This window comes from Streptomyces sp. NPDC006261 (assembly GCF_040613515.1).
In the GTDB taxonomy this organism is placed as follows: domain Bacteria; phylum Actinomycetota; class Actinomycetes; order Streptomycetales; family Streptomycetaceae; genus Streptomyces.
Genome location: NZ_JBEXSI010000019.1, coordinates 95,074 through 112,535, shown reverse-complemented (window position 1 = coordinate 112,535; position 17,462 = coordinate 95,074). Strand labels below are relative to the sequence as shown.

Annotated in this window: 18 protein-coding genes, 1 pseudogene and 1 riboswitch; of the genes and pseudogenes, 11 read left to right on the top strand and 8 right to left on the bottom strand. The window is 69.0% G+C overall.

The window, feature by feature from the left end; genetic code table 11:
* The first annotated feature begins 7 nt into the window (after positions 1 to 7).
* Together rpsR and rplI are read left to right on the top strand one after the other, a co-directional pair.
* Positions 8 to 244: a 30S ribosomal protein S18 gene (rpsR, locus tag ABZ154_RS14995; protein ID WP_003967857.1), complete on the top strand. Its 237-nt coding sequence runs from the start codon at positions 8 to 10 to the stop codon at positions 242 to 244.
* An 18-nt stretch (positions 245 to 262) separates the two neighbouring features.
* A complete protein-coding gene (gene rplI, locus ABZ154_RS14990; RefSeq protein WP_018513854.1) occupies positions 263 to 709 on the top strand; it encodes a 50S ribosomal protein L9 in 447 nt (148 codons plus the stop codon).
* A 150-nt stretch (positions 710 to 859) separates the two neighbouring features.
* Here rplI and ABZ154_RS14985 read toward each other — a convergent pair whose 3' ends face one another.
* Complete coding sequence (locus ABZ154_RS14985) at positions 860 to 2,197, bottom strand: MATE family efflux transporter (protein ID WP_356832573.1); 1,338 nt, start codon at positions 2,195 to 2,197, stop codon at positions 860 to 862.
* 458 nt (positions 2,198 to 2,655) lie between these two features.
* On the opposite strand from ABZ154_RS14985, the gene dnaB reads away from it, so the two are divergent.
* On the top strand, positions 2,656 to 4,134 hold the full coding sequence (gene dnaB, locus ABZ154_RS14980; protein ID WP_030563034.1) for a replicative DNA helicase: 1,479 nt from the start codon (positions 2,656 to 2,658) through the stop codon (positions 4,132 to 4,134).
* A 243-nt stretch (positions 4,135 to 4,377) separates the two neighbouring features.
* On the top strand, positions 4,378 to 5,757 hold the full coding sequence (locus tag ABZ154_RS14975) for a serine hydrolase domain-containing protein (RefSeq protein WP_356832570.1): 1,380 nt from the start codon (positions 4,378 to 4,380) through the stop codon (positions 5,755 to 5,757).
* Between the two features lie 101 nt (positions 5,758 to 5,858).
* On the opposite strand, the gene ABZ154_RS14970 is transcribed toward ABZ154_RS14975, so the two are convergent.
* Both ABZ154_RS14970 and ABZ154_RS14965 read right to left on the bottom strand, forming a co-directional pair.
* On the bottom strand, positions 5,859 to 6,311 hold the full coding sequence (locus ABZ154_RS14970; RefSeq protein ID WP_356832568.1) for a GNAT family N-acetyltransferase: 453 nt from the start codon (positions 6,309 to 6,311) through the stop codon (positions 5,859 to 5,861).
* 28 nt (positions 6,312 to 6,339) lie between these two features.
* Positions 6,340 to 6,798, bottom strand: a complete 459-nt coding sequence (locus ABZ154_RS14965; protein ID WP_356832566.1) for a MarR family transcriptional regulator — start codon at positions 6,796 to 6,798, stop codon at positions 6,340 to 6,342.
* Positions 6,799 to 6,939: 141 nt separating this feature from the next.
* Here ABZ154_RS14965 and ABZ154_RS14960 point away from each other — a divergent pair, with 141 nt between their 5' ends.
* Together ABZ154_RS14960 and ABZ154_RS14955 are read left to right on the top strand one after the other, a co-directional pair.
* Positions 6,940 to 8,151 (top strand): MFS transporter, encoded by a 1,212-nt coding sequence (locus ABZ154_RS14960; protein ID WP_356832564.1) that lies wholly within the window; start codon positions 6,940 to 6,942, stop codon positions 8,149 to 8,151.
* 110 nt (positions 8,152 to 8,261) lie between these two features.
* Positions 8,262 to 8,396 (top strand): annotated as a pseudogene (locus tag ABZ154_RS14955) (heme-binding protein); the annotation flags it as partial.
* Positions 8,397 to 8,483: 87 nt separating this feature from the next.
* On the opposite strand, the gene ABZ154_RS14950 reads toward ABZ154_RS14955, so the two are convergent.
* The 4 genes from ABZ154_RS14950 to ABZ154_RS14935 form a co-directional block, all read right to left on the bottom strand.
* On the bottom strand, positions 8,484 to 9,407 hold the full coding sequence (locus ABZ154_RS14950) for a GNAT family N-acetyltransferase (RefSeq protein WP_356832562.1): 924 nt from the start codon (positions 9,405 to 9,407) through the stop codon (positions 8,484 to 8,486).
* Between the two features lie 125 nt (positions 9,408 to 9,532).
* Entirely contained in the window at positions 9,533 to 10,012 is a 480-nt protein-coding gene (locus ABZ154_RS14945; protein ID WP_356832560.1) for an NUDIX hydrolase, read from the bottom strand.
* 44 nt (positions 10,013 to 10,056) lie between these two features.
* Entirely contained in the window at positions 10,057 to 11,181 is a 1,125-nt protein-coding gene (locus tag ABZ154_RS14940) for a cystathionine gamma-lyase (RefSeq protein ID WP_356832558.1), read from the bottom strand.
* A 49-nt stretch (positions 11,182 to 11,230) separates the two neighbouring features.
* The gene (locus ABZ154_RS14935; protein WP_356832556.1) at positions 11,231 to 11,608 is read right to left on the bottom strand and encodes a phage holin family protein; all 378 of its coding nucleotides are present in this window, start codon (positions 11,606 to 11,608) and stop codon (positions 11,231 to 11,233) included.
* An 87-nt stretch (positions 11,609 to 11,695) separates the two neighbouring features.
* On the opposite strand from ABZ154_RS14935, the gene ABZ154_RS14930 reads away from it, so the two are divergent.
* The 4 genes from ABZ154_RS14930 to ABZ154_RS14915 all read left to right on the top strand — a co-directional run bounded on the left by ABZ154_RS14930 (position 11,696) and on the right by ABZ154_RS14915 (position 13,927).
* Positions 11,696 to 12,013, top strand: a complete 318-nt coding sequence (locus tag ABZ154_RS14930) for a cupin domain-containing protein (protein ID WP_356832554.1) — start codon at positions 11,696 to 11,698, stop codon at positions 12,011 to 12,013.
* 121 nt (positions 12,014 to 12,134) lie between these two features.
* Positions 12,135 to 12,347 (top strand): DUF5326 family protein, encoded by a 213-nt coding sequence (locus tag ABZ154_RS14925; protein WP_356832598.1) that lies wholly within the window; start codon positions 12,135 to 12,137, stop codon positions 12,345 to 12,347.
* Positions 12,348 to 12,617: 270 nt separating this feature from the next.
* Entirely contained in the window at positions 12,618 to 13,388 is a 771-nt protein-coding gene (locus ABZ154_RS14920; RefSeq protein WP_356832596.1) for a helix-turn-helix domain-containing protein, read from the top strand.
* Between the two features lie 101 nt (positions 13,389 to 13,489).
* A complete protein-coding gene (locus ABZ154_RS14915; RefSeq protein WP_026241793.1) occupies positions 13,490 to 13,927 on the top strand; it encodes an SsgA family sporulation/cell division regulator in 438 nt (145 codons plus the stop codon).
* Positions 13,928 to 13,956: 29 nt separating this feature from the next.
* On the opposite strand, the gene ABZ154_RS14910 is transcribed toward ABZ154_RS14915, so the two are convergent.
* A complete protein-coding gene (locus tag ABZ154_RS14910) occupies positions 13,957 to 15,309 on the bottom strand; it encodes a YibE/F family protein (RefSeq protein ID WP_356832551.1) in 1,353 nt (450 codons plus the stop codon).
* A gap of 70 nt (positions 15,310 to 15,379) precedes the next feature.
* Positions 15,380 to 15,513: riboswitch (TPP riboswitch) on the top strand.
* Between ABZ154_RS14910 and thiC the strand changes: the two genes are divergently transcribed.
* On the top strand, positions 15,506 to 17,323 hold the full coding sequence (thiC, locus tag ABZ154_RS14905) for a phosphomethylpyrimidine synthase ThiC (protein WP_356832549.1): 1,818 nt from the start codon (positions 15,506 to 15,508) through the stop codon (positions 17,321 to 17,323). (Overlaps the previous riboswitch by 8 nt.)
* Positions 17,324 to 17,462 lie beyond the last annotated feature (139 nt).

Sequence of the window (17,462 nt, the reverse complement as noted above, 5' to 3'; positions counted from 1 at the left end):
AAACACCATGGCGAAGCCGCCTGTGCGCAAGCCTAAGAAGAAGGTCTGCGCGTTCTGCAAGGACAAGACCCAGTACGTGGACTACAAGGACACGAACATGCTGCGGAAGTTCATTTCCGACCGCGGCAAGATCCGTGCCCGCCGCGTCACCGGCAACTGCACGCAGCACCAGCGTGACGTCGCCACGGCTGTCAAGAACAGCCGTGAGATGGCGCTGCTGCCCTACACGTCCACCGCGCGATAAGGGAAGGGTGACAACAGCATGAAGATCATCCTCACCCACGAGGTCTCCGGCCTCGGCACCGCCGGCGACGTCGTCGACGTCAAGGACGGGTACGCCCGTAACTACCTGGTTCCGCGTGGCTTCGCCATCCGCTGGACCAAGGGCGGCGAGAAGGACGTGGCGCAGATCCGCCGCGCCCGTAAGATCCACGAGATCGCGACGATCGAGCAGGCCAACGAGATCAAGGCCAAGCTCGAGGGCGTGAAGGTCCGTCTGGCCGTTCGCTCCGGCGACGCCGGCCGTCTCTTCGGCTCGGTCACCCCGGCTGACGTCGCTTCGGCGATCAAGGCCGCCGGTGGTCCCGACGTCGACAAGCGTCGCGTCGAGCTCGGTTCGCCGATCAAGACGCTCGGCGGGCACCAGGTGTCCGTCCGTCTGCACCCCGAGGTCGCAGCGAAGCTCGCAGTCGAGGTCGTTGCTGCCTAAGGGCAGAGCTCAGCAGAGCAGGTGAAGGGCCGCATCCCGTCGGGGATGCGGCCCTTCACTGTGTGCCGGGTGGACTGTTTCACGTGAAACGGCGGGGGCATTTTCTGGTCCGTGCCCGTTTCACGTGAAACGGCCCGTGGAGCCTGTGTATCAGCGGGTCGCTCCGGTGACGATCCACCGGCCGGAGCGGGTACGCCCCCAGAGGGTGATCAGCCGGACGGCCATCATCAGTGTCATCGCCCACCAGAGGGCGGTGAGGCCGCCGCCGAGGGCAGGCACCAGAAGCGCGACGGGGGCGAAGACGGCCAGCGTCACCAGCATGGCCCACGCGAGGTAGCGTCCGTCTCCGGCTCCCATCAGTACGCCGTCCAGGACGAAGACCACTCCGGCGATCGGCTGCGAGACCGCCACGACCAGGAGCGCCGGGAGCAAGGTGTCCTTCACCGCAGGATCGCTGGTGAAGAGTGGGATGAAGAGCGGCCGGGCGAGCATGATCAGCACCCCGAGTGCGATGCCGCAGCCGATGCCCCACTCGACCATGCGACGGCAGGCCTCGCGGGCGCCCTTCACGTCGTTCGCCCCCAGGTACCGGCCGATGATTGCCTGCCCCGCAATGGCGATGGCGTCGAGCGCGAACGCGGTCAGGCTCCATAGGGAGAGGATGATCTGGTGCGCGGCGATGTCGGTGTCGCCGAGCCGGGCGGCCACGGCGGTGGCGATCATCAGGACGGCCCGGAGCGACAGGGTCCGGACCAGGAGGGGCACGCCCGCGCGGGCACTGGCCCTGATGCCGACGGCGTCGGGGCGGAGGGAGGCGCCGTGTCTACGGGCTCCGCGTACGACCACGATGAGATAGGCGACGGCCATGCCCATCTGGGCGATCACCGTGCCCCAGGCGGATCCGGCGATGCCGAGGCCGACCCCGTAGACGAGGGTCACGTTGAGGATGCCGTTCGCCGTGAAACCGCCGATGGCCACGTACAACGGGGTGCGGGTGTCCTGGAGTCCTCGCAGCACGCCGGTGGCTGCCAGGACGACGAGCATCGCCGGGATGCCGAAGCTGGAGATCCGCAGATACGTGACGGCGTACGGGGCGGCGGTGTCGGAGGCGCCGAAGACGTCGACGAGCCAGGGGGCCGAGGGGATGGCGAGTGCCACGACGACGGCGCCGAGCAGCAGGGCGAGCCAGATGCCATCCATGCCCTGGCGGATAGCGGCGGGCAGATCGCCAGCCCCGACACGGCGGGCGACGGCTGCCGTGGTGGCGTAGGCGAGGAAGACGAAGACGCTCACGGCGGTCATCAGCAGGGCTGCGGCGATCCCGAGACCGGCCAGTTGCGGGGTGCCGAGGTGGCCGACGACGGCGCTGTCGACCATCACGAACAGGGGCTCGGCGACCAGCGCGCCGAACGCCGGTACGGCGAGGGCGACGATCTCGCGGTCGTGCCGTCGGCGGCCTGTTCGGGGGGTGGTGGGGGCCGGAGTCATGAGGGCTAATCTAATCTTCCACAGGTAAGAGATGCAATGGGGTTGCGTCCCTTACCTTGGCGCGGCTGGAGCGTGGATCCGGGAGCCGTTTGCAGTGATCTTGGAATCGCGGCGAAAGTTTTTCTCCCCCACAGTCGGTGGACGGAGAACATGCAGGTCAAGCGGGTGATGGTAGTCCTGCTATGAGTTTGTCCACAGTGCTGTCCCCCGTTCCGTGCACAGGTTCTGAGGAGTTCTCCACAACATCTGGTCCGTCATCCACATGCCCTGTGGATAACCAGATTGGCTGACGGTGGAGACAGGCCTACCGTGGTCCGGCGCCCGCACTCCGTTCCGGCTCCGGAATCTGCAGAACCAGATGCGCCGGAAGCGGAGTCGGGCGACTTGTTTGTCGGTGCCGTGCCGTAAGAAAGAGTGGCACGGCTAGGTCCGCGAAGCGGACGGGAGGAGGTGGGCCGGTGAGCATTCCCGAGCCTTTGGACGACCCCTGGACCGAGGCTGGTCCCGGCGACCGTCTGCCTGTCTCCCGCCCGCGCCGCGGGGAGCGCAAGGGGAACCGCGAGGACCGGCACGACCGGGGCTCGGACGACGGCTGGGACGGCGGCTCCCCCGGATTCGAGCGGGTCCCCCCCCAGGACCTGGACGCGGAGCAGTCGGTGCTCGGCGGCATGCTGCTGTCCAAGGACGCCATCGCCGACGTCGTGGAGATCATCAAGGGTCACGACTTCTACCGCCCGGCGCACGAGACCGTCTACACGGCCATCCTCGACCTCTACGCCAAGGGCGAACCGGCCGACCCGATCACGGTCGCCGCCGAACTGGTCAAGCGCGGGGAGATCACCAAGGTCGGCGGGGCGCCGTACCTCCACACCCTGGTGCAGTCCGTGCCGACCGCGGCCAACGCCTCGTACTATGCGGAGATCGTCCACGAGCGGGCGGTCCTCCGGCGGCTCGTGGAGGCCGGCACGAAGATCACGCAGATGGGATACGCGGCCGACGGGGATGTCGACGAGATCGTCAACTCCGCGCAGGCCGAGATCTACGCGGTCACCGAGCAGCGCACCAGCGAGGACTACCTCCCCCTCGGCGACATCATGGAGGGCGCGCTCGACGAGATCGAGGCCATCGGGTCGCGCAGCGGCGAGATGACCGGCGTCCCGACGGGTTTCACCGACCTCGACGCCCTGACGAACGGCATGCACCCGGGCCAGATGATTGTCATCGCGGCCCGCCCCGCCATGGGCAAGTCCACGCTGGCGCTGGACTTCGCACGCGCCGCGTCGATCAAGAACAACCTGCCCAGCGTCATCTTCTCCCTCGAAATGGGGCGCAACGAGATCGCGATGCGTCTGCTGTCGGCCGAGGCACGGGTGGCCCTGCACCACATGCGGTCCGGCACGATGACGGACGAGGACTGGACGCGGCTCGCTCGCCGCATGCCCGAGGTCTCGGCCGCCCCCCTCTACATCGACGACTCCCCCAACCTGTCGATGATGGAGATCCGGGCGAAGTGCCGGCGGCTCAAGCAGCGCAACGACATCAAGCTCGTGATCATCGACTATCTGCAGCTGATGCAGGCCGGCGGCTCGAAACGGTCCGAGAGCCGTCAGCAGGAGGTCTCGGACATGTCCCGAAACCTCAAGCTGCTGGCCAAGGAACTGGAGGTCCCGGTGATCGCACTCTCGCAGCTGAACCGTGGCCCGGAGCAGCGCACGGACAAGAAGCCGATGGTGTCCGACCTGCGTGAGTCCGGCTCCATCGAGCAGGACGCCGACATGGTCATCCTCCTCCACCGCGAGGACGCGTACGAGAAGGAGTCACCGCGCGCGGGCGAGGCCGACATCATCGTCGGCAAGCACCGTAACGGCCCGACGGCCACCATCACCGTGGCCTTCCAGGGCCACTACTCGCGTTTCGTGGACATGGCGCAGACCTGAGGGTGGCCGGGCTCTGCTGTGAGCCCTCTCCAGGCCAGGAGATGATCGCTTCATGCCTGAGATCGTTCTGATGTCCGATCCGAAGGCTGCGGCCGTTACTGGGCCCTGAAGGAAGGAGCGGCCGTCGCTCACTACGGGCCCAGGGAACTTCACTGACCGCGTGCCCTCCACGGCAGGCGTGGAAGTGGCTTCGCGCCTGGAATTCCCCTCGTCAGGCGGCAGCCCGTCGGGTAAGGGTTGACCATGACTTCTCCCAGTGAAGAACTGCTCCCCAGCACCCGGCGTTCTCTCGTCCACCGCGTCGCCACAGCGCAGCGGGAAGGCCGGGCGCCCTCCCTCGCGGCCGCCGTGCAGCGGGAGGGACGGATCGCCTGGAGCGGGGGCCGTACGGGCCTGGAGGGGCAGGGGCCGGACGCCGATACGCAGTACCGGATCGGCTCGATCACCAAGACGTTCACCGCGGTCCTGGTTCTGCGGCTGCGGGACGAGGGACTGATCGACCTGGACGACCAGCTGGAGAAGTACCTCCCCGGCACCGGGGCGGGCGGCGCAACCGTCTTCCAACTGCTCGGCCACAGCGCGGGGCTGGGCGCCGAGGCGCCCGCCCCCTGGTGGGAGCGGACCCCGGGGGCCTTGCGGCCGGAGCTCGCCGACGTACTCGGCGAGCGGCCGCAGATGCACCCGGCGGGCCACCGCTTCCACTACTCCAACCCCGGCTACACCCTGCTCGGTTCGCTGATCGAAGCGGTACGCGGAGTCTCCTGGGAGGTGGCGCTGCGCCGCGAGGTCCTGGAGCCGCTGGGCATGCACCGTACGACAGGCGAGCCGGTCGCTCCGTACGCGGAGGGCTGGGCCGTTCATCCCTGGGCCGATGTGGTGGTGAGCGAGCCTGCCGAGGATCTGGGACTGATGGCGCCCGCGGGTCAGCTCTGGTCGACCGCGGCCGACCTGCTGCGCTTCGCGGCATTCCTGGCGGAGGGTGACGACCGGGTCCTGTCGGCCACTTCCGTACGGGAGATGAGGACGCCCGCCGCGCCCGCCGCCGAGGGTGGGGGCAACGCATACGGCCTCGGCCTGCAGGTGGTGAAGACCGGCAGCCGCGTGCTCTTCGGTCACGCGGGTTCGCTGCCCGGGTTCGTCGCCGGCCTGTGGTTCAGCGAGGACGACGACATCGCTGCGGTCGCCCTCGCCAACGCCACCTCGGGGCTGCCCGCCGCCACGGTGGCCGCCGAGCTGCTGAGTATCGTCGCGGATGCGGAGCCGCGGATCCCGGTGCCCTGGCGCCCGCTTTCCGAGGTCGACGAGGAACTGCTGGCCCTGACCGGGATCTGGCACTGGGGGACCCACACGTTCGCGCTGAGGCTGACCGGCGGCCGGGGTCTTGAGCTCAGGCCCCTGGGCGGTACCGGACGCGGAGCCTCGTTCGTCCCCCGGCCGGACGGCACCTGGACGGGCCTGGACGACTACTACGCGGGGGAGACCCTTCGTGTCGTACGCAGGGAGGACGGCTCGGTCGACCACCTCGACCTCGGCTCGTTCACCTTCACCCGTGAGCCCTATGAGGCGGGCTCCGATGTTCCGGGCGGGCTGGACCCGGCGGGCTGGCGGGGGTTCGGCGGCTGACGCCCGGTCCGTGGCGGCCGGTGGGGTTGATGTTTCACGTGAAACGTCAACCCCACCGGCCGTTGGCGTTCAGATAGCGAGCCTCTCAGAGAGCGAGCCCCTCAGAGAGTGAGCTTGAAGCCCACGTGGCTGGCCGTGAATCCGAGCCGCTCGTAGAAGCGGTGCGCGTCCTCGCGGGTGACATCCGAGGTGAGCTGCACCAACCGGCAGTCCTGGCGACGGGATTCGTCGACCGCCCACTGGATCAGCTGCGTACCGAGCCCGCTGCCCCGCTCGTCGGCGTGGATACGGACGCCCTCGATGATCGAGCGGGTGGCGCCGCGCCGGGACAGGCCGGGAACCACGGTCAGCTGGAGCGTCCCGACCACGCGGTCCTCGCGGACGGCAACGACGACGTGCTGGTTCGGGTCGTCCACCAGTCGTCGGAACGCGGCGCGGTACGGGACGAGGTCGTCCGGCGACTCGCGCTGCGCGCCGAGCGGGTCGTCGGCCAGCATGGCCACCACGGCGTCGAGATCGGTCTCGGCGGCAGGGCGTATCTCAAGATCGCTCATGATCGGCAGCGTACGCGCTCCGCAGGTCTCAGGCAGGGGCCTTCAGCTCTTCGACCGCCCGGACCAGGGGGGCGAGCTCGGGGTTCTCCGACGCCTCGTCCAGCGCCGCCCGCAGGGCGCGGTCGTTGGTCGGACGGGCCTCCGCCAGCAGGGCGAGACCGGCCTCGGTCACATCGGTGTAGATGCCCCGCCGGTCGGTGTCGCACAGATACCGGGTCAACAGCCCGCGGTCCTCCAGTCTCGTGACCAGCCGGGTGGTGGCGCTCTGGCTGAGGACCACGGCGTCGGCGACCTGCTTCATCTGGAGATGGCCGCCGGGGCCGCTGTGCTGCCGGCTCAACACGTCGAGCAGCGAATACTCCCGCGCGCTGAGCCCGTGGCCCGACTGGAGGGCGCGTTCGATGCGGGCCTCGATCTTCCCGTGGAGCAGGGAGAGGGCGCACCAGCTCTGGGCGAGGGCGGTCAGGGCGGGGTCGGTCGCGGTCATGGTCTCTCCTCCGGGCGGGAGCTGCGTGGCTCCAGGATAGGGGACGTCTGCAATAGCCCGCGCTTGCAATTAGTCAGCGTCTGCAATTATTGTGAACGCTCGTAAGACGCAGGCGCAATTCTCAGGGAAGGTGAAAAGCCCATGCCGCTCGCGCTCCTCGCCCTGGCCATCGGGGCATTCGGGATCGGAACGACCGAGTTCGTGATCATGGGATTGCTCCCCGAGGTTGCTGCGGACTTCCAGGTCTCGATCCCGACCGCAGGCTTCCTGGTGACCGGCTACGCGCTCGGGGTCGTCCTCGGTGCCCCGCTGATGACCCTGCTGGGCACCCGGGTCACCCGTAAGCGGATGCTGATGCTCCTGATGGGGCTGTTCATCGTGGGCAACGTCGTGTCCGCCCTCGCCCCCGTCCTCGGCGTCATGCTCACCGGCCGGGTGATCGCCTCCCTCGCGCACGGCGCCTTCTTCGGCATCGGCTCGGTGGTCGCGGCCGATCTCGTGGCTCCGCAGAAGAAGGCCGTGGCCATCGCCATGATGTTCACCGGACTCACCGTCGCCAATGTCGTCGGCGTCCCGCTCGGCACCTACATCGGGCAGTCCGCCGGCTGGCGGACCACGTTCGTCCTCGTGGCGCTCCTCGGCGTGATCGGGCTCATCGGAGTCGCGAAGCTCGTCCCTGAGCAGCCCAAGTCCGAAGGCGTACGCATCCGCCACGAGCTGGCCGCGTTCCGCAACGTCCAAGTCCTGCTCGCGATGGCCATGACCGTCCTGGGCTTCGGCGGAGTCTTCGCCGCGCTCACCTACATCACCCCGATGATGACCGAGATCGCCGGCTACTCGGCCTCCTCCGTCACCTGGCTGCTGGTCCTCTTCGGCCTCGGCATGGTGGGGGGCAACCTGGTGGGCGGACGGTTCGCCGACCGTCATCTGATGCCGATGCTGTACGTCTCGCTCGGCGCGCTCGCCCTCGTCCTCGGCCTGTTCACCGTGACCGCCCACAACAAGGTCGCCGCAGCCGTCACCATCGTCCTGATCGGTGCCCTGGGCTTCGCGACCGTGCCCCCGCTGCAGAAGCGGGTTCTCGACCAGGCGGCGGGCGCTCCCACCCTGGCCTCCGCGGTCAACATCGGAGCCTTCAACCTCGGCAACGCCCTCTCCGCCTGGCTGGGCGGCCTGGTGATCGCCGCCGGTCTCGGCTACACCGCCCCCAACTGGGTCGGCGCGGTCCTCGCCGCCTCCGCCCTGGTGCTGGCCGTGATCTCCAGCCTGCTGGAGCGCCGTACCGCCGGAGCCGAAGGCCGGATCGTCGCCGGGAACAGTCCCGCGCCGGTCGCCGTCCGGGTCCGGCACTGAGCATCCGCCACAGAGCCTCCCCACACAACGATCAGGAGCAGTTCCATGAGCACCGCCTCAACCGCTGTCGCTCCGCTGACCATCCAGGACGCCGAGGCTCTCGTCACGGCCGCCCGCTGCTCTTCTTCGCCGCTGGCATCCCTCTGCACCGCGGCGGCCGGCTGTTCGGCACCATCGGGGTCGGCGGGGGAGCGCCGGAGCAGGACCACGGGTTCGCGTCCGCTGCGGCGGACTCCCTCGTCTGAGGCCTGGCAGCCGGAATCAGGACCCGAGCCGCTGGAGGACCGCATGGCAGCCCTCACCGCCCGTTCCGGCGGTCCGGCTGCCGGGCGTCAGCCGGTCGCGATGGTGAGGGGGGCGAATCGGCGGGTGGCGTCGCCCGGGAGGCCCGCGATGCCGTACGTCATCACCGCGGTACGGGAGCCCGGTTCGAGACCGCGCTCCACCAGCCAGCCGAGCAACTCCTCGTGGCGCACGTCGACATCGGCCCGCAGCATCCGGTCCGTGGTGGCGGCCAGCGCGGTGACGAGGGCCTTCGCGGTGGCCGTGTCGCGCGCGATGAGCGGGCCGACGACATGGGCGTCGCCGCTCGGCCAGAGGGCCGCGTAGCCGGTCAGCTCGCCGCTCTTCTCCGCGACCTGGAGCCGGTCGGAGAAGGCCGGGAGCCGGGCGATGATGTGCGTACGGTCGATACCGAAGACCGGCAGGTCGAGGCGGACCATCGCCTGGAGGTCGTCCGCGGTGGCCGGACGGATGGTCACCGCCGGATTCCGAGCCGCGGTCGAATCCCGAGCCGCCGCCGAATTGCGGGCTACGACCGAAGACGGGGCCTCCTCTGCCCGGAACCGGCCGAGAACCCGCTCGGCCCGGCCCACGCGGGCGAAGCCGAGCTCCTCGTAGAGCCGCTGCCCCTCGGGTGTGGCGTACAGCGCGAGCGGGGTGGACCCGGCCTCCTCCATGACATGGCGCATGAGCCGCCGGGCGATCCCCTGGCGGGCGTGGCGTGCGGCGACGAGCAGCATGCCGACGGTCGCCAGGCGGGGCCCGTACGACGTCAACACGCAGGCCGCGACCAGACCCGTCCCATCGGGTTCCGCGATCCCGTACCCCGTACCCGCGGAGAGCAGCAGCCCCCATCGGTGCTCGTCGCGTGGCCAGCCCCGGTCCTCGGACAGGTCGGCGCAGGAGGCCAGGTCCTTCCGGGTGAGGCGGCGTACGGGCAGGTCGACGAGGGGCAGAGGTGAGGGGCTGTGCATGGGGCCAGGCTGTCCGACGTGATGATCGCCCGTCCACCGGTTTCCCGGAACTGGCCGAGAACCGAAGTGCCCTCGCCTGGTTTCACGTGAAACATGAAGCGCGGCAGCGTGCGAGTCCGGGCCCGTCAGCTCAGGTCGGGTGCGTGCATCGCCCGTACGCCCTCGATGTTGCCGTCCAGATAGTGGCGCAGGGAGAGCGGTACGAGGTGGACGGCGGCGATCCCGACCCGGCTGAACGGCACCCGGACGATCTCGTACTCCCCGCAGGGCTCGTCGATCTCCGGGCCGTGCCGTTGTGTGACGTCCATCGACACGAGCCGGCAGACGAAGAAGTGCTGGACCTTCACCCCGGTGACGCCGCCGTCCGCGATGTGCTCGACGGTGTCGACGAAGCAGGGCACCACATCGACGATCTTGGCACCGAGCTCCTCGTCGACCTCGCGGTGGAGCGCGTCGACGACGGTGGCGTCCTCCGGCTCGACCCCGCCGCCGGGCGTGAGCCAGTACGGATCGACCCCCGGCTTCGTGCGCTTGATGAGGACGAGGTCGTCCCCGTCGAGCAGGATGGCGCGTGCGGTGCGCTTGACCACAGGACGTTCGGTCATGGCAAGAGAGTGGCCCGCGCGGGCCCGTCTGAAACTCCTCCGGCCTACCGGACCGCTTCGTCCAGCGCCCGCTCGACGTCCGCCAGCAGGTCCTCCGGGTCCTCCGCACCGACCGAGAAGCGGATGAAGCCTTCCGGCACGGCGTCGCCGCCCCAGCGGCCCCGGCGCTCGGCGGTGGAACGTACACCCCCGAAACTCGTAGCGTCGTCGACCAGTCGCAGCGCGGCGAGGAAGCGCTCCGCCGTCTCCCGGTCGGCCAGCTCGAATGACACCACCGAACCGAAGCGCCGCATCTGGCGCACGGCAATCGCGTACGACGGGTCGGCGGGCAGACCCGGATACCGCAGCCCGGTGATCTCGGCCCGCTCGGCCAGGGCCTCGGCGAGGGCCAGAGCCGTGGTGCACTGCCGGTCGATGCGCAGCTGGAGGGTGGCGAGCGAGCGGTGGGCGAGCCAGGCCTCCATCGGGCCCGGGATCGCTCCGACCACCTTGCGCCAGCGCCGTACATCGGCGGTCAGCCGGGGATCACGGCAGGTGACATGGCCCAGCAGGATGTCGCCGTGCCCGGTCATGCCCTTGGTGTCACTGGCGACCGAGAAGTCCGCGCCGAGCTCCAGCGGGCGCTGGCCGATCGGGGTGGCCAGGGTGTTGTCGACGGCTACCAGCGCACCAGCCTCGTGCGCGGCGGCCACGAGCCGGCGGATGTCGCAGACGTCCAGGCCCGGGTTGGAGGGGCTTTCGATCCACAGCAGCTTCGCCCCATCGAGCAGCGCCAGCTGGGAGTCGCCGCCGGTCGGCGCGGTCCGGACCCTGACGCCGAAGGCCGTCAGCTGCTCCCGTACGAGCGGCAGTGCCTGGTAGCCGTCCTCCGGCAGCACCACGGTGTCGCCGGTGCGGACCTGGGAGAGCAGTACGGCGGTGATCGCCGCCATGCCGGAGGCGAACACCGTGGTGCTCACGTCCTCGCCGGGCGCTTCCAGCTCGCCGATGGCCCGCTCCAGGTGGGTCCACGTCGGGTTGGTGTCCCGGCCGTAGGTATAGGGGCCCACCGGTTCGCCGGAGAGGTGGAAGTGCGCGGCGAAGACCGGCCCGGGCAGGGTCGGTTCGTACTGCTCCGGTTCGGGAAGTCCGGCGCGTACCGCGCGCGTTCCGTCGCCCAGGGTGCTCATGATGCTCCGTAATCCGTAAGTGGTCGGACGGCCCGGGGAGAGGCCGTGTTCAGTCCTCGTCCGGCAGGACCATGTTGAGGGCCCAGGAGACGACCGAGATGATCAGGGCGCCGAGTACCGCGGTCCAGAAGCCCTCGACATGGAAGCTGAGATCGAAGACGCCGGCCAGCCAGGAGGTCAGCAGCAGCATCAGGGCGTTGACCACCAGGGTGATCAGCCCCAGCGTCAGGATGAACAGCGGGAACGTCAGGAGCTGGACCAGCGGCTTGACCAGGAAGTTCACCACACCGAAGATCAGCGCGACCAGGATCAGCGTGAGGACCTTGCGGCCGGTGGAGCCGCCCTCCAGCGTGATGTTCCCGATCAGCCAGATGGCCACGGCCAGCGCACCCGCGTTGGCGATCGTCTTGACTACGAAATTCTTCATGTGTCTGATCGTGGCAGACATGATCGGTGGTGGACACCGACAGCACATGCGGAACCCGGAGCACGGGTCACAAGGGGCGGACGGGCCATGAAGGCATTCAGACTGGACGAGCTGGAGGCGGAACGGGCCGCCAACGACGGCGCCTACCTGCAGTTCGTGCGGGAGCGGAACATGTCCGTCGGCCTGTACGCCCTGGACGCGGGCGAACTCGATCCGCAGCAGCCGCACCAGCAGGACGAGGTGTACTTCGTCGTCAGCGGTCGTGCGGCGATCACGGTCGGGACGGAGACGACGCAGGTCGGCCGGGGGAGCGTCGTCTATGTGCCGGCCGGAGTGGCCCACAAGTTCCACCACATCACCGAGGACCTGCGCGTGATGGTCGTCTTCTCGCCTCCGGAGGGCTGAACCCCGGGTTCCCTAAGGGTTCGATCAGGGGTCTTCAAGGGCTGCGAGGCCCCCGCCGGGGTCTCTCGCGCCCTTAGCATCGAGGCAGGAACCCAGAGAGACGAGGTAGATGGCGATGGCCGTGCGGGAAATATACGCGGGGATGCCCTGGTGGGTGAAGTGGATCGCGGTGCCCGTCATCGCGATCTTCGTGTTCGGTGGTCTGATCGCCAGCGTGATCGGCTTCGTGATCAGCCTGCTCTTCAAGGCGCTGGTCTTCGTCGTCCTGGTCGGCGGCCTGGTCTTCGTCGTACGCAGGTTCATGTCCTCTTCGTCCTCGCGTGGTGACTGGTAGGAAGGCCGCCGCAGGCCCGTGCGGGACCGGGAATACGCACAGGCCTGCGGATTAGCCCAGCTGAGCTAAGTCCAGGAGGAAAACCCCCTCCGGCCGGAGGGGGCCGATACAGTGACATAACGCTGCCGCCATCTGGAATGTGACCTTCTGTCACCGAACCGACCGAGTGACCAGTGGTTTGAACGACAGTCCGGTCGTGGGTGCGGCAGGCCCGTGGGGGCGGCCTCCACGGGTGGGCTGACGGCCCGTCACCATGCCTGGGGGTGGCCTTTGACCACGGCATCGAGCACCGCTGTCCCGACGCTGATCGGTTCGGTTCAGCGGGCGTTGAGGCTGCTGGAGGCTGTGGGCACCCATCGGGACGGGGCGCCCGCCAAGCAACTCGCACGGGAGGCGGGCCTTCCGCTGCCGACCGCTTACCACCTGCTGCGCACCCTCACCCATGAGGGATATCTCCGCCGGGAGAACGGCGTCTTCCACTTCGGTGCGGCCGCCGAGAACCTGGCCGCGGCCCAGGGTCCGAGACGCCGCCCCTCCACCGTCACCGACTCCCTCGCGCACTGGCGGGACGCCATCGGAGTTCCGGTGTACTGCGCCGTCTACCGCGAGGGCGAGATCGAGCTCATCGCGGTTGCGGACGCCCCCGAGGCTCCGGCGGTCGACGAGTGGGCCTCCTTCCGCGAGACCGGCCACGCGCATGCGATCGGACAGTGCCTTCTCGGCCAGCTCGACGAGAAAGACCGCGAGGATCACCTCGACCGGCACCCCGTACGGCCCCTCACTCGTTACTCAGTGCGAGATCGCGCGGCACTTCTGGAGCGGCTGCGAACATTGCGGCGGGGTGAACCGGTCATCGAACGCCAGGAGTACGCACTGGGGACCGTCTGCGCCGCGATTCCCGTCACGGCCGGTGCCACCATTGCGGCGATGGCCATTTCCGTACCCCTGGACCGGGAAGAACGGTTACTGCCCGCAGTCGAACAGCTACGTGGCGAAGTGGCGAGCCTCTTGCGTTCGTTCGTGTTCTCTATCAGTATCTGAAAAATCACTCCTTGTGATCTGCTATCGCGTGCACCACGATGGCGTCAATAGGGCCATAGGGGATCATTCCTGGCCAGTTTCATCTACTGCGGGGTTGAACGATGCGCGAGTCGGTTCAAGCAGAGGTCATGATGAGCTTCCTCGTCTCCGAGGAGCTCTCGTTCCGTATTCCGGTGGAGCTCCGGTACGAGGTGGCTGATCCCTATGCCATCCGGATGACGTTCCACCTGCCCGGCGACGCCCCGGTGACCTGGGCATTCGGCCGCGAGCTATTGCTGGACGGGCTCAACAGCCCCAGTGGCGACGGCGATGTGCACATCGGGCCGACCGAACCCGAGGGTCTCTGCGATGTGCACATCCGTCTCCAGGTCGGCGCGGACCGCGCGCTCTTCCGGGCCGGTACGGCACCGTTGGTGGCGTTTCTCGACCGGACCGACAAGCTGGTGCCCCTCGGTCAGGAGCACACGCTGGGTGACTTCGACGGGAATCTGGAGGAGGCGCTCGGCCGCATCCTCGCCGAGGAGCAGAACGCGGGCTGAGCGGCCCGTACCTGCCCGCCTCGCGCCTCTCACGGCTTACGGCGGCGGCCCCTGCCGGTCCGTGCGGGGGCGGCGGCCGTGGACGAGGAGGTGTCGGCGCCCGGGCGGTCCGCGGAGACCACCAGCGCGGCGAGCACCGTCGTCACCGGCACCGAGGCGACCAGACCGATCGAACCGACCAGCGTCCGGACGATCTCCTCGGCGACCAGCTCGCTGTTGGCCACCGTCCCCACGCTGCTCTGGGCGATGGAGAAGAGCAGCAGCAACGGCAGCGCCGCGCCCGCGTACGCCAGCACCAGGGTGTTCACGACCGAGGCGATGTGGTCCCGTCCGATGCGGATACCTGCCCGGTACAGCCCGCGCCAACCCATCCGCGGGTCCGCCTGGTGCAGCTCCCAGACGGCGGAGGTCTGGGTGACCGTCACATCGTCGAGCACCCCGAGCGATCCGATGATGACACCGGCCAGCAGGAGACCACTCATGTCGATGTCCGGATAAAGACCGTGGATCAGCCCGGTGTTGTCGTCGGTGTTGCCGCTCAGGTCCGCCCAGCCGATGAACAGGGAGCCGAGGAGCCCGATCAGTAGCAGCGAGATCAGCGTGCCGACGACCGCGACAGACGTACGGGCCGTCACCCCGTGGCACATGTAGAGCGCCGCCAGCATGATGGCACTGGCGCCGATCACCGCCACCACCAGCGGATTCGAACCCTGCAGGATCGCCGGCAGGATGAACAGGGTCAGTACGGCGAACGAGACGGCCAGCGCCACCAGCGCCATCACCCCGCGCAGCCGGCCCACCGCGATCACCGCCAGCGCGAAGATCGCGGCCAGCAGCGTCATCGGGATCTTCCGGTTCACATCGGTGACGCTGTACTGGAGGTCGCGGGGCGCGTCGGGGGCGTACGCCACGACCACGCCCTGGCCCTCGCGCAGTTGGCGGGGCGCGTCCGGCTGGACCACCTCGACGAACTTACGGCCCTTGTCGTCGCCGCTGGTCACCTCGACGGTGGCCTTCGCACACTCCCCCTCCTGCTCGGCGACTGCCTCGCGGCCGGAGGGCGTCGAGGTGTCACCGGTGGGGGGGACCTGCGCGGCGTTGACGTCGGCGCAGTCGACCTTGACGACCTGGACGACCTTGCCGTCCTGGGTCTGCCGGTCGAAACCGACGCCGGTGCGCTCGTGGTCGGGAACGCCACCGGGCCAGAACGCGATCAGGCCGACGACGACCGCCGTGGCGAACGGGATCACCACGGCGGCGATGACCTTGCGCAGGTGTTTGGAGACGGGGGCGGCGGGTCCGTGGCTGTGCGTGTGGCCGTGGGAGTGGCCCTGGGGCGGCTGAGGCGGCTGGGGCGCGGGGTCGCTTTGGGGGGAGGTCACGGGGCGATCATCGCAAGAACAGGAGGGCCCTCTGGTCAGCTCGCCGGAAAGGACGCTAGCGTGGAGGCACCTTTGCACACGCGGGAGCTCGGAGCACCGGGCTGAGAGGGCGCTGACCGCCGTACATCCGTACGGGGCACGCTGCGCCGACCGCCGAACCTGTTACCGGGTAATGCCGGCGTAGGGAGTAGGTCTCATGACCACAGCGGACGCACGCACGCCTGCCTCGAAACAGAACGACGGAACGCCGGACGGCACGACGCCGGTCGGGGCGCCGAACGACGAGGCCGGAAAGTCCATCGGCTGGCACAAGGGGTACGTCCAGGGCTCACGCCAGGACCTCCGGGTGCCGGTCCGGCAGGTGCATCTCACCAACGGCAAGGACGTGACGCTGTACGACACGTCGGGGCCGTACACCGATCCCGGAATCGACACCGATGTCCGCCGGGGCCTCGCGCCCCTGCGGGAAAACTGGATCATCGCGCGCGGCGACACCGAGGAGTACGCGGGTCGCCCGGTCCGTCCCGAGGACGACGGGCTCAAGCACACCTCGCCGCGCGGCGGGCTGCGTAACCTCGACGCCGTCTTCCCCGGCCGCCCGCGCCAGCCGCGCCGCAGCCGCGACGGACGACCCGTCACCCAGCTCGCGTACGCCCGGCGCGGGGAGATCACCCCGGAGATGGAGTACGTCGCGATACGGGAGAACGTCGAGGCCGAGGTCGTCCGCGAGGAGATCGCGGCGGGCCGGGCCGTGTTGCCGGCCAACGTCAACCATCCCGAGATCGAGCCGATGATCATCGGCAAGCGGTTCCTGGTGAAGGTCAACGCCAACATCGGCAACTCGGCCGTCACCTCCTCCATCGAGGAGGAGGTGGACAAGATGACCTGGGCGACCAAGTGGGGCGCCGACACGGTCATGGACCTGTCCACCGGCCGCAACATCCACACGACCCGCGAGTGGGTGCTGCGTAACTCCCCCGTGCCCATCGGCACCGTCCCGCTCTACCAGGCCCTGGAGAAGGTCGACGGCCGGGCCGAGGAGCTGACCTGGGAGATCTACAAGGACACGGTCATCGAGCAGGCCGAGCAGGGCGTGGACTACATGACGGTTCACGCCGGAGTGCGCCTGCCGTACGTCCCGCTGACGGCCCGCCGAAAGACCGGCATCGTCTCGCGCGGCGGCTCGATCATGGCGGCGTGGTGCCTGGCGCACCACAAGGAGTCGTTCCTCTACGAACACTTCGAGGAGCTCTGCGAGATCCTCGCGACGTACGACGTCACCTACTCGCTCGGTGACGGGCTGCGCCCCGGTTCGATCGCGGACGCCAACGACGAGGCGCAGTTCGCCGAGCTGCGCACGCTGGGCGAACTGAACACCATCGCCAAGCGGTTCGGCGTCCAGACGATGATCGAGGGCCCCGGGCACGTCCCGATGCACAAGATCAAGGAGAACATCGACCTCCAGCAGGAGATCTGCGAGGAGGCGCCGTTCTACACGCTCGGCCCACTCACCACGGACGTCGCGCCCGCCTACGACCACATCACCTCGGGCATCGGCGCCGCGATGATCGCCTGGTGGGGCACCGCGATGCTCTGTTACGTCACGCCCAAGGAGCACCTGGGGCTGCCCAACCGGGACGACGTGAAGACGGGCGTGATCACTTACAAGATCGCTGCCCACGCGGCCGACCTCGCCAAGGGGCACCCAGGCGCGCAGGAGTGGGACGACGCGCTCTCCGACGCGCGGTTCGAATTCCGGTGGGAGGACCAGTTCAACCTGGCCCTCGACCCGGACACGGCCCGGGAGTTCCACGACGAGACGCTGCCCGCCGAGCCGGCGAAGACGGCGCACTTCTGTTCCATGTGCGGGCCGAAGTTCTGCTCGATGAAGATCTCCCAGGACATCCGCCGGCAGCACGGCGGTTCGCAGGAGGAGATCGAGGAGGGCATGGCCGAGAAGTCGAAGGAGTTTGCGGCGGCCGGCAACCGGGTCTACCTGCCCATCGCCGACTAGAACGCCCCCTTCACCACCCGCCCCCGGCACCGGATCGCGGTGCCGGGGGCGGTCTCTGTGCAGGTGCGGGCTCGGTGACGTGACGCCAGCGCCCGTACCTTATGCGCGCCTTGTGCCCTTCAGGAGCATTGGGCCTGGT